This window comes from Stutzerimonas stutzeri (assembly GCF_002909485.1).
GTDB lineage: Bacteria > Pseudomonadota > Gammaproteobacteria > Pseudomonadales > Pseudomonadaceae > Stutzerimonas > Stutzerimonas stutzeri_AH.
In genome coordinates, this window is sequence record NZ_PPXG01000002.1 from 364,504 (window position 1) to 377,212 (window position 12,709).

Consider the following 12,709-nt stretch of genomic DNA (forward strand, 5'->3'; position numbering starts at 1 on the left):
AGTGCAGCTTACAACTCCAACAAGAACAGGATGCCCCTCATGCTGCAGACCCGTGTGATCAAGCCCGCGGCGAACGCCTATCAGTACCCCCTGTTGATCAAGCGCCTACTGTTGTCCGGCGTGCGCTACGAGCGCAATCGCGAGATCGTCTACCGTGACCAGCTGCGTTACGACTACCGTACCCTGAATCAACGTGTTGCCCGGTTGGCCAACGTGCTGACCGAAGCTGGTGTCAAAGCGGGCGACACCGTGGCGGTGATGGATTGGGACAGCCATCGTTATCTGGAATGCATGTTCGCCATACCGATGATTGGCGCAGTGGTACACACCATCAACGTGCGGCTCTCGCCGGACCAGATTCTCTACACCATGAACCATGCCGATGACCGCTTCGTGCTGGTCAACAGCGAATTCGTGCCGCTATACCAGGCGATCGTCGGTCAGCTGACCACGGTACAGAAGACGCTGTTGCTCACCGATGGCAGCGAGCACGACGTTGGCCTGCCCGACTGCATCGGCGAATACGAAAGCCTGCTGGCCGCTGCTGCACCGAGCTACGACTTTCCCGATTTCGACGAGGATTCGGTCGCCACGACCTTCTACACCACCGGTACCACTGGCAACCCCAAGGGAGTTTACTTCACGCATCGCCAGCTGGTGCTGCACACCCTCGCAGCAGCTGTGACCGTCGGCTGCCGCGAGAATCCGCAGCTGATGGGCTCGGGTGACGTCTATATGCCGATCACGCCAATGTTCCATGTGCACGCTTGGGGCCTGCCCTATGTCGCTACCATGCTGGGCCTCAAGCAGGTTTATCCAGGCCGTTACGATCCCGAGTATCTGATCGAGCTGTGGCGTCGCGAGCAGGTGACTTTCTCCCATTGCGTACCGACTATCGTGCAGATGCTGCTCAACGCCAAGGCGGCCCAGGGCACCGATTTCAAAGGCTGGAAGATCACCATCGGCGGTAGCGCACTGACCCGTGGCCTGTACGACCAGGCCAAGGCCTGCGGCATGAGCCTGATCGCTGCCTACGGCATGTCCGAGACCTGCCCGCTGATCTCCGGTGCGCACATCAACGACGAGCTGCTCGAGGCCGACGAAGATACCCGCAGTACCTTCCACCTCAAGGCCGGCGTCCCGGTGGTGCTGGTGGATGCGGCGATCCAGGCCGCCGATGGCAGCTTTCTGCCGGCAGACGGAACGTCACAGGGCGAGCTGGTGCTTCGCGCGCCCTGGCTGACCCAGGGCTATTACAACGAGCCGGAAAAAAGCGAGGAGCTGTGGGCCGACGGTTGGCTGCATACCGGTGATGTTGCGGTGATCGACGAGATGGCCAATATCGAGATTCGCGACCGCATCAAGGACGTGATCAAAACGGGCGGTGAATGGCTGTCATCCCTCACCCTAGAAGGGCTGATCAGTCGTCACGAGGCGGTGCGCGACGTCGCCGTGGTCGGTGTGCCGGACGAGCGCTGGGGCGAGCGCCCCTTTGCTCTGGTGGTTCTGGCAGAAGGCCGTGCTTTGAGCGCTGATGAGCTACATGCCTTCCTCGAGCCGGCGGTAGCCGAAGGGCATATCAACAAATGGGCGATCCCCAAGCAGATCGCCGTGGTATCCGAAATACCCAAGACGAGTGTCGGGAAGCTGGACAAGAAGCGCATCCGTAGCGAAATAGCACGCTGGCAGGACGAAGCTGCTTCACCGCAGACCTTGACCAGCTGAGGTGCTGCTGCCTGTGACCCAGGTGTCCAGCAGGGCTGCACGAGGCTCTGCCGGATGCCCAAAGGTGTGCGGCTTTCCATTTCGGATCAGCCATCGGTAGTTGGCCAATGGCACAATCGGCACCGGCTGCGCGCCGGCGTAGCAAGAAATTGCCGAAATAGAGGACCTCATGGCCGTCACTCAACCGATGCTGATCCGCGAAACCTTCCCCGTCGGGCCTTTGCAGTGCAACTGCACGATCATCGGTGACCCGGTAAGCAAGACGGCCATCGTGGTCGATCCAGGTGGCGACCCGGAGCTGATCATGGCGCGACTGGAGGCTCATGGCCTGAAAGTGGTGAGCATCATCCATACCCATGCGCATCTGGATCACTTTCTGGCTTCGGGACAGATGAAGGAAAAGACCGGCGCCACGCTGCATCTGCACAAGGCTGATCAGTTTCTCTGGGACAACCTGGAAATGCAGTGCCGCATGTTCGGTGTGCCGTATACGCCGGTGCCAGGGCCTGATAAGTGGCTGGCCGATGACGAGGAGCTGGCCTGCGGTTGCGGTGTGGCGTTGCACACTCCGGGGCATACGCCAGGCTCGATGAGTTTCTGGTTCGCTGACGCCAAGCTGTTGATCGCCGGCGATACACTGTTCCGTCGCGGTATCGGGCGTACCGACCTTTGGGGTGGGGACTACTCGAGCATCGAGCGCTCCATCAAGCAGCGACTCTACTCGCTCGACGAAGAGGCCACCGTGGTGACTGGCCATGGTCCGGACACTCGTCTGGGAGACGAGATGCGCGAGAATCCTTTCGTTCGCGCCTGAATGCCTGGCCGTTGGACAGGTTCTGTTGCACGGTTCCTATCCTTGGTAGTGGTCGGTGGTAATCTAGCGCCGCATTCAGGGCTGCGCTCGCAAGGGCTGGGGGACTGCCCTGGTAACTGACAAGAGAAGGAAGTAACTATGAAAATGCTGAACATGACCGCTCTGGCTGCAGGCGTCGCCCTGTTGGTCGGTTGCACCACCAACCCCTATACCGGCGAGCAGCAGGCTGGAAAAGCGGGTGTTTATGGCGGTATCGGTGCCGTCAGCGGCGCGGTCATCGGTGCTGCGACTTCCAGCAAGAAAGATCGCACCAAGGGCGCGCTGATCGGCGCTGCGGTTGGCGGCGCGGCAGCCGGCGGCTACGGTTACTACGTCGACACTCAGGAAGCCAAGCTGCGTCAGACGCTGCAGGGCACCGGTGTTCAGGTTCAGCGTAATGGAGACAATCTGACGCTGATCATGCCTGGCAATATCACCTTCGCCAGCAATTCGGCAGATATCTCCAGCAGCTTCTACCCGACGCTGAACTCACTGGTGCAGGTGTTCAAGGAATTCAACAAGAATGGTGTGGATATCGTCGGGCATACCGACAGCACTGGCTCGCTGCAGCTGAACCAGGACCTGTCTAACCGTCGTGCGCAGAGCGTTGCCTCCTACCTGGCTTCCAACGGCGTCGCGCCCGCGCGGATATCCTCCTACGGTGCAGGTCCAAGCCAACCGATTGCCAGCAATGACACCACTGCTGGTCGCGCGCAGAACCGCCGCGTCGAGATCAATCTTCGTCCGCTGTAATGTCCTAATAGATTGCGGGGCCGCAATGGCCTCGTAGTTGCCTGTTTTCAGACGCCATTAATCCGTTTCTTGCTCATGCCATTGAACCTCTGCGGACTATTCGAATCTGACATTCGATAGCAAACCAGTAGTGGCACCGAGGAGGTCGAATGGATGATCGTCCCGCTCTCCATTCCCGCAGGTCCTGGTTGCCATTACTGGTCGCGCTGGCCCTGATGGCGGGGCTGGGTGGATGGATTGGCTGGCAATGGTATGTTCAGGAACAGCGCAGCAGGGTCGAGCAAGAGCAGCGCTTCACCTTTGCCGTCGATGATATAGAACACACCCTCCGTGAAAGAATGCGTGCCTATGAAATGGTCCTGCGTGGGCTTGCCGGCGTTGTTGCGGGCAATGACGACGTAAAAGTGGACGAGTGGGCGCGTGCCGCAGACCAACTTCAGCTGCAGGACTTCTACCCTGGCATTCAGGGCGTTGCATTGGCGCGGCATGCCACGCCAGCGACCCTGGAGACCATGATCAATCACATCCGCAGCAATGGGCGCGACCGCTTCCGGATGTATCCGCCTGGGGAGCGGGACGAATATGTCGTGACCGATTACATCCACCCCACCGATTGGCGCAATCGCCGGGTGCTCGGTTTCGACTTGTTCAGCGAAGCGACACGCCGCGAAGCCATCAACACCGCACGAAATACCGGCAATCCGGTGCTCACCGCGCCGTTGCGCCTCAAGCAGGAAACCGAGCAGAACGTGCAGATGGGCGTGCTGCTGTTCTTCCCCCTTTACGCGGCCGCTGCGCCGGTGACTACCGAAGAAGAGCGTAAGCGGGCATTCGTCGGCAGCCTGCATGGTGCTTTCCGTCTGACTGATCTGATGGAAGGCATCCTGGGATCTCGTAGTCGGATGCTGCAGCTGCAGCTGTTCGATGCCGCCTACCCTGAAGCACCGCTGCTCACCGGGCGCGCGCCGGTAAGTACGGATGCCGCGTTTCAGCGCATACGCAATATCTATATGTATGGACGTAGCTGGCAGCTGCAAGTGGCAAGCACGCCGGAATACGAAGCGGTGCTGCGCGACAATAATCGGGCGTTCAGCCTGGCCGCGGCGCTAACGGCCGCCGCGCTGTTTTCCTTGCTGGTGGGCGGCTACCTGTATTTGCGCGAACGCGCGCTGCGTAGCAGCCAAGCGCTAAGCCTGCAGCTGCAGGAGCGTGAAGCGCGATTCCGCCAATTGATAGAGCAGCTCCCAGTGGCCACCTTGCTGTGCAACGCCGGCGGGCGTATTGAACTGGCCAACCAGAGTGCCGGGCAGTTACTGGCAAGTTCAACGGAACTGCTGGCCGGGGAGCGCGTGAGTCGCTATGTCCCAGGTGTGCTAGGCGAGCAGATTTTGCGCCAGCTGCGTGAAACCAGCCAGCTGGAGCTCCAGGCTCAGCGCGAGGATGGCAGGCCCATACCAGTGGCCGTCAGCCTCACAAGTTTCAGTCATGATGACGAGTTGTACTACGTACTCAACCTGCTCGATCTGCAGGCGCGCAAGCGCGATGAGGAACGCTTTCGCAATGTCGTCGAGGCCTCCCCCAATGCCTTCGTGCTGGTTGATGCGAAGGGTGAGATCGTCATGGTCAACCGTCAGACCGAGCTTTTGTTCGGCTACAGCCGGCAAGATCTGGTTGGACAACCGGTGGAAGTTCTGTTGCCCGAGGCGCTGCGTGAAGCGCACAACGGCCTGCGCCAGGGTTATGCCGAGAATCCTGAGCCACGCCGCATGGGCGGCAATCGCGAGTTGTTTGGCCGTCACCGTGACGGCAGTGGTCTGCCGGTGGAGATAGGACTGTCGCCGTTGCGTAGCGGCGATGAGCAGCTGGTGCAGGCGGTGATCATTGATATCAGCCACCGCAAGGCCGCGGAGAGGCGTCTGCGCGACCAGGCCGACCAACTGGCTGTGGCCAATCGCTACAAGTCTGAATTTCTCGCCAATATGTCGCACGAGTTGCGTACGCCGCTCAACAGCATTCTGATCCTCAGCGACCAGTTGCGGCAGAACGGTGCGGGAAACCTCAATGAAAAGCAGGTCCGCCACGCCGACATCATTCACCGTGCCGGGCACGAGCTGCTCGAGTTGATCAACGATGTCCTGGATCTCGCCAAGATCGAGTCCGGGCGAATGCAGTTGAAGTTGGAGCCGCTGAACCTTCGCGAGCTGCTGAATGAGCTGGATATCTCGCTTAGACCGATGGCTGAGCAAAAAGGCTTGGCGTTGAAAACGACCGTCGATCCCGAGGTGCCGCTCATGCTAAGTTCTGATCGTGCTCGGCTTCAGCAGATTCTGAACAACCTGTTGACCAATGCGTTGAAGTTCACCGAGCGCGGCGGTGTCGAGCTGTTGGTGTGTTGCCTGCCAGCCGAAGACCAGGCGGGGCAGCTGCTCCAGTTGCAGGTGCGCGACAGCGGTATCGGTATCGCCCCGGATCAGCATGAGCGGATATTCCAAGCATTTCAGCAGATTGACGGCTCGATAAGCCGACATTACGGCGGCACCGGGCTTGGTCTGGCGATTACACGCCAATTGGTGGATGTCCTCGGTGGCCATCTCACCGTAACGAGCGAGTTGGGCCAGGGTGCGACGTTCACTGTCCAATTACCCGTGGAGTCGATGGTCGGTACTCCAACTCAATCGCTACTGCCGCCGCAGCCGCAGCGACGCGGGCTGGGGCCAGGCTTGCTGATCATCGAGGATGACGCGGATTTTGCGTCTGTGGTCGCAGAGGTCGGTCAGAGTCACGGCTTTACCAGTCTGATTTGTAGCACTGGGCAGCAGGGGCTCGAAGCGCTTAATCGCGAGCATTTTGCGGCCGTGATCCTCGACATTCTGCTTCCAGATATCAGCGGCTGGCAGGTTCATCGCGAGCTGCGCGCAGATGAGCGCCACCAAGGTATGCCGGTGATGATCATTTCCTGCGTACCTCAACCCCATGATTGGCATGACGACGGTTCGCGCTATCTGGTCAAGCCAGTAGCGCAGTCCGAGCTGGAGCGAATATTCAGCGAGCTGGCTCGGCATGATCATAATCCGCTACGCCTGCTATTGATAGAAACGGATCCGCGGCGGCGCGTGCTGATTCGTGATTACTTCGAACGGCTTGGCTACAGCGTCACACTGGCCACTACCGCAGAGGCGGCACGGCTGGCCTACGCCGAGCAGTCCTTTGCGGTGGTGGTGACCGATCACGAACTTGCTGATGGCAACGGCCTGGATCTGTTGGACGCGCTCGAGCGGCTGCGCTCGCTGAAAACGGTCACTGTGCTGGTCAACAGCGGCACGCCTTTGTCGGAGGATGATATGCAACGGTTGCGCAGATACTCGGCATCGGTCTTGTCCAAGGATGAGGATGTGGAGCGCATGGGGGCACTGGCACGGCCCGAGCCCAGCGTTCCGGCGAGAAGTGCTGCCGCCTCGTTGCAGGTGGCTGCGCCTGGCCGCCGTGTTCTGCTGATGGACCATGATGTGCGCTTGATCTACTCGCTGACGGCTCAGCTCGACCAGTTGGGTCTGCAAGTGGTTCCGGTTACCAGCGCCGACGAGGCCATCGAGCGCTTCGAAGAGGATGCCTTCGATCTGGTACTGCTGGACATGAGCCAACCTAGGGCGGATGGTCCTGAGTTGGCGCAGCGGCTTAAGCGGGGGCATGACTATCAGGCGCCGATCATCGCGCTGGTAGCGGTGGACAATGATGACGAGCGCGAGCGTTGCGCTGCTGCTGGCGCAGACGATGTATTGGTCAAGCCGGTTGAGGCAGTGGCGCTGCAAGAGTTGATGCGGCACTGGCTGGGCCTGGAGACGGGCGCGGCTGATGCTGATGAGGAGTGAGCGGGTGGTGCACGCTGAACATCGCAGTGGCGAGACAATGGACGGGCTATCTTGTGCGTTGCACGTGGTGTCGCCGTGGGCGCATCGACACGGTTCGCTTGGGGGTTGGCGATGACGCAAACACAGCTTAAGTCCAAGCCCCGTAGCCGCACGTTGTTGGTGGTGGATGATCGCGAAGCCAATCTGGTGGCGATGGAAGCGTTGCTGGGCGACGGCGATTGGCAGGTACATACCGTCAATTCGGGGGAAGGGGCGCTCAGGGCGCTGCTGGAACTTGACGTCGAACTGGTGCTGCTCGACGTGCAGATGCCGGGCATGGATGGCTTCGAGGTCGCGCGGCTGATGCGCGGCAGCCCGCACACCCGCTACACGCCGATCATTTTCGTTTCGGCAATCGCTCACACTCGCGATTCAGTATTGCGCGGTTATGCCACCGGGGCGGTCGACTTCATTCTCAAGCCGTTTGACCCGCAGGTGCTCAAGCACAAGATCAACACGCTGCTGGCTCACGAGCACAATCGCCGCGACTTGCAGCTGCTCACTCAGCAGCTGGACAGCGCACGTGCGTTCAACGCCTCAGTGCTGAGCAATGCGGCCGAGGGCATTCTGGTCGTGGGTGAAGACGGCTACATCAACTTCGCCAATCCAGCCATTGCCGGCATGCTGCACAGTCGCGTCGAGGATCTGCAGGGCACGCCGCTGCTGTCGCATCTAGCGGCACCGGAGATGCCGACCAACTGGCAAGAGTCCGATTTCTATCGGTACTGGCGCAGCGGCTCGACCTATCGCCTGCACGAGGCCCAGTTGCACACCGCCAACGGCACGCCGCTGCCGGTGGCCCTGTCCAGTTCGCCGCTGCCGCGCCAGCAGCGTTCGATGGTGGTTATCGCGCTGGACATGTCGGTCGTGCGCAACCTGCACGTCCAGCTGGAAACCCAGGCAGTGACCGATTCGCTCACCGGCCTGCTGAACCGGCGTGGCTTTCATCAGGCGCTGGAGTCATCGCTGGCGCGGGTCGATCGCAATGGCAAACGTATGGCCATTCTCTATATCGATCTGGACGGTTTCAAGCGCATCAACGACTCCCTTGGCCACGACGCCGGCGACGAGATTCTGTGCAAGGTGGCTCGCCTGCTGGAAACCTGCATGCGTCCATACGACATCATTGCGCGCATGGGGGGTGACGAGTTCACGGCGTTGTTGGACTCTCTGGATCATCCGGAAGATGCGGCTCGGGTGGCCGAAAAGCTGATCGAACTGATCTCGGTGCGGCACAAGATCGATGGCACCGAAGTGACCCTTGGCGCGAGCATCGGCATCGCGCATTTCCCTGATTGTGGTGTGAGCGTCGACCAGCTGCTGCGTTCGGCGGACATGGCGATGTACGAAGCCAAGCGGGCCGGACGTCGGCAGTACCGCTTTTTCTCGAACGACATGAACGAGCGTGCCCACGCGCGATTGATGATGGAGGAGAATCTGCGCAACGCCACCGAGCGCAACGACTTCGAGTTGCTCTACCAGCCGCAGGTAATGCTTGCCAGCGGCAAGCTCAGGGGCTTCGAAGGCCTGTTGCGCTGGCCGCAAGGCGACGCGAGTGAGAACGAGCCCGGCGTATTCATCCCGCTGCTGGAAGAGACTCGTCTTATCGAGCGGGTGGGCGACTGGGTGTTGCGTGAGGGGATGAATCAGTATTGCCGATGGGAGTCATCGCCCGGCAGCGATCTGATTCTCAGCCTGAATGTTAGTCCTGTGCAGTTCAGTCGCGCCGGGCTGTTCGATTCGCTCCGCCGGCTGCTCGACGAGTATCAGCTCAATCCGGTGCAGCTTGAACTGGAAGTCACCGAAGGCACGCTTATGCAGGATCTGGATCGAAGCTGCGAGAAGCTTCGTCAGCTGCGCAAGCTGGGTGTGCGCGTGGCAATCGATGATTTCGGCACGGGTTATTCGTCATTGGCCTATCTGCGTCACTTCGAGCTGGATACGCTGAAGATCGACCGTCTGTTCATCGCCAACATGCTGGGCTCACCGCGCGATGCCGCGGTGGTCAGCACCATCATCGACCTTGGCCGCAACCTCGATCTGGAAGTGATAGCCGAGGGCGTAGAAACACTCGCTCAGCGCGATTGGTTGCTGGAAAACGGCTGTGATGTCATGCAGGGTTTTTTGGTATCGCCGGCAATGACAGCCGAGGAGGCGCGGGCCTTCTCTGCCCGGCCGACCTGGGATGCGGGCTGAGGGGGCTAGGATGCCCGGCGCTGCACTGGAAACCTCTCGTGCAGCTGCCCCAGCTTTGCATCCTTGTCGACCCACAGTCCGTTGACCCACTGCTGAAACGCCAGCCTATACGCTTCGTCCTGGTCATAGTTGTGCCCGAGAAACTCGGCGGGAATTGGTTGGGCCTCGATACGCATCACCACGTGGTGAATATTGCCGGTGAGTAGATCCCAGAAACTGGGACGGCCGTCCGGGTAATGGATGGTGATGTTGATCAGCGCCGTAAGCTGTTCACCCATGGCATCGATCACGAAGGCGATACCGCCCGCTCTGGGCTTGAGCAACAGCGGATAAGGCGAGGCCTGCTCGGTGTGTTTGTCCTCGGTGAAGCGTGTGCCTTCGAGGAAATTGAATACCGATACCGGGTTGGTTCGATAGCGCTCGCAAGCCCTGCGCGTGGTCGCCAAGTCCTCGCCGCGCTTTTCCGGATATTTGGCCAGATATTCCTTGCTGAAGCGCTTCATGAACGGGAACTCCAGCGCCCACCAGCACAGACCAATGACCGGAACCCAGATCAGCTCCTGCTTGAGAAAGAACTTGAGAATCGGCATGCGCCGGTTGAGCTGGTACTGCAGTACCAGGATGTCCGCCCAGCTCTGGTGATTGCTGGTGACCAGATAGGAGTGGTGCATGTCCACCTGTTCAAGCCCCTGAACGTCCCAGCGAATCGGGTGCACCAGATCCATCCAGAAGCTGTTCACCGCTATCCAGGACTCGGCGATCCAATGCATGCCGAAACGTAGGCCGCGTTGTATGGCCGGGATGGGGAGCAGTAGCTTCAATAGCGAAAGAGCGAAAAGGGGCCAGCACCAGAACAGGGTATTGAGCGCCAGAAACAGTGCGGCGAGGATGCCGCGCACGGGCGCAGGAAGGAAGCTCAGCATGGTTTTCTCGTCGATACGGCTGATTCGAGGCGCCAAGAGTAGCGATTGCGCGCGAAACTGCAACCATCGAGAGAGTTTGAAGGCTGGCGCCGCCGTCGGAAAGCGGGCGGCGTCAGCTTCAGTAGCCGATCAGGCCTGCTGGTTGGCGGCCTGTAGTGCGGTCAGCGCGATGGTAAAGACGATGTCGTCCACCAGCGCACCGCGGGACAGGTCGTTCACCGGCTTAGCCAGGCCTTGCAGCATCGGGCCGACGCTGAGGCAGTTGGCGTTACGCTGCACGGCCTTGTAGGTGGTGTTGCCGGTGTTCAGGTCGGGGAAGATGAACACGGTGGCCTGGCCGGCCACCTTGCTGTTCGGTGCCTTCTGCTTGCCGACGCTGAGCACGGAGGCGGCGTCATACTGCAGCGGACCATCGATCGGCAGCTCAGGCGCGCGCTCCTGGGCAATGCGCGTGGCTTCGGCGACTTTCTCTACTTCAGCACCGCTGCCGGAGCTGCCGGTGGAGTAGCTGATCATCGCGACACGTGGACTCACGCCTAATGCCACAGCGGATTCGGCACTTTGCAGGGCGATTTCGGCCAGCTCGGTGGCGCTTGGGTTGGGGTTCACTGCGCAGTCGCCATAGACCAGCACCTGATCGGGTAGCAGCATGAAGAACACCGATGAAACCAGGCTGTAGCCCGGTGCGGTCTTGATCAGCTGCAGAGCAGGGCGGATGGTGTTGGCGGTGGTGTGCACGGCGCCGGAAACCAGGCCGTCGACTTCGTCCAGGGCCAGCATCATGGTGCCCAGAACCACGGTGTCCTTCAGCTGCTCGCGCGCATCATCCGGGGTGAGGCCTTTGGCTTTGCGCATGTCGCACATCGGTTCGACGTAGCGATTGGCAATGCTGTCCGGATCGAGAATCTCCAGGCTGGCCGGCAGCGTGATGCCCTGCTCACGGGCCACCTGCTGGACCTCCTCCGGCTTGGCCAGCAGCACACAGCGGGCGATGCCACGCTCCTGGCAGATGGCGGCGGCACGGATGGTGCGCGGCTCGTTGCCTTCGGGCAGCACGATACGCTTGTTGGCATCCTGGGCGCGCTTGACCAACTGGTAGCGGAACGCTGCAGGAGACATGCGCAGCTCGCCGCGCGGCACGCTGTAGCGAGTGTGCAGAAACTCAGGGTGCAGGTGCTTGGCGATGAAGTCGGTCACACGGGTGGCGCGCTCGATGTCGTCCGACGGAGTCTCCTTGTTCAGGCCGAACAGGTTGTTGGCCGTGTCATAGGAGTTGGTCTGGACCGTCATCACCGGCAGGCCACCATCGAGCGCTGCCTTGCACAGTTCAAGAATGCGTGGGTCCGGCGTGAAGTCGCTGCACAGCAGCAGGCCGGCGAGCTTTTCACCATTGAGTGAGGCCAGGCTGGCGGCAAGGATGATGTCGTCGCGATCACCTGGAGTGACGACCAGAACACCGGACCGCAGCAGCTGTACGGTGTTTGGCACTGCGCGTGCACACAGTACGATCTTGTTCACGCGACGCTGGTCGGCTTCGCCAGCGTTCAATACCTGTGCGCCCAATAGTTCGGCGATATCACGGGTGCGCAATGCATTGAGCTCTTCAGAGAACGGAATCGCTCCGAGCAGCTGGAAGTCTGCGCTGCCCAGTAGCGGCAGATGCTGCTTGAGGCTATCGAGGTATGCCGGCAGGCCTTCTTCGGTCTTGACCTTGTTGAGGATGATGCCGAGCACCTTGGGATCTTTGGCGCCCCCGTACAGCTGGGCCTGGATTTCGATGCGTTCGGCCAGACGCTTGAGGCTGTCGCCGCCCTGCGCTGCGATCAGGATGACCTCAGCGTCCAGGCTCTTGGCCAGCTGAGTGTTGATGCGTTGGGTGTAGTTGGACTCGCGGGTGGGCACCATGCCCTCGACGATGACTACATCCTTGCCGACGGCGACCTGTTGATAGCGGCTGATTACGTCCTCGAGCAGCAGATCGATCTCGCCGTCGGCGAGCTGACGCTCAACCTGCTCCAGCGGCAGCGGCTCGGGAGAGGCCAGGTTCAACGTGCGCTCGACCAGAATGCAGGAGCGCTCGCGGCCTTGGTCGACGGGGAAGGGCTGGGCGATAGGCTTGAAGAAGCCAACTTTCAGTCCTGCGTTTTCAAGTGCGCGAATCAGACCAAGACTGATGGAGTTGAGGCCGCCGCCGAAACCGGTAGGGGCGAGGAAGATTGTGTGCATGGCATCTCCTTGAGGACAGGGTGCTCGGGTAACGGTGCAGGGCGCCGGCTAGGCTAGGGCACTTGTGCCTGGGCGGAAACTGCCTGATTGCCGCGGCGCTCATATGCAGAGACCCGACGGCCTGG

7 protein-coding genes are annotated in these 12,709 nt (G+C 60.7%); 5 read left to right on the forward strand and 2 right to left on the reverse strand.

Translation table 11 applies throughout. The features are described from left to right. Positions 1-39: 39 nt before the first annotated feature. The 5 genes from CXK91_RS05340 (at position 40) to CXK91_RS05360 (ending at position 9,435) form a co-directional block, all read left to right on the forward strand. The gene (locus CXK91_RS05340) at positions 40-1,725 is read left to right on the forward strand and encodes a fatty acid--CoA ligase (RefSeq protein ID WP_103455252.1); all 1,686 of its coding nucleotides are present in this window, start codon (positions 40-42) and stop codon (positions 1,723-1,725) included. A gap of 169 nt (positions 1,726-1,894) precedes the next feature. Next, the gene (locus tag CXK91_RS05345) at positions 1,895-2,539 is read left to right on the forward strand and encodes an MBL fold metallo-hydrolase (RefSeq protein WP_044315553.1); all 645 of its coding nucleotides are present in this window, start codon (positions 1,895-1,897) and stop codon (positions 2,537-2,539) included. A 138-nt stretch (positions 2,540-2,677) separates the two neighbouring features. Then, complete coding sequence (locus CXK91_RS05350) at positions 2,678-3,331, forward strand: OmpA family protein (RefSeq protein ID WP_103455253.1); 654 nt, start codon at positions 2,678-2,680, stop codon at positions 3,329-3,331. Between the two features lie 149 nt (positions 3,332-3,480). Continuing rightward, positions 3,481-7,200 carry a CHASE domain-containing protein gene (locus CXK91_RS05355; protein WP_103455254.1) on the forward strand — a complete coding sequence of 1,240 codons (3,720 nt, stop codon included), beginning with the start codon at positions 3,481-3,483 and terminating at the stop codon, positions 7,198-7,200. A 111-nt stretch (positions 7,201-7,311) separates the two neighbouring features. Then, positions 7,312-9,435 carry a putative bifunctional diguanylate cyclase/phosphodiesterase gene (locus CXK91_RS05360; protein WP_103455255.1) on the forward strand — a complete coding sequence of 708 codons (2,124 nt, stop codon included), beginning with the start codon at positions 7,312-7,314 and terminating at the stop codon, positions 9,433-9,435. A gap of 5 nt (positions 9,436-9,440) precedes the next feature. Here CXK91_RS05360 and CXK91_RS05365 read toward each other — a convergent pair whose 3' ends face one another. Beyond that, positions 9,441-10,358, reverse strand: coding sequence for an acyltransferase (locus CXK91_RS05365; protein ID WP_103455256.1), 918 nt, complete (start codon positions 10,356-10,358; stop codon positions 9,441-9,443). A gap of 129 nt (positions 10,359-10,487) precedes the next feature. Continuing rightward, on the reverse strand, positions 10,488-12,584 hold the full coding sequence (gene pta / locus CXK91_RS05370; protein WP_103455257.1) for a phosphate acetyltransferase: 2,097 nt from the start codon (positions 12,582-12,584) through the stop codon (positions 10,488-10,490). Between the last annotated feature and the right edge of the window lie 125 nt (positions 12,585-12,709).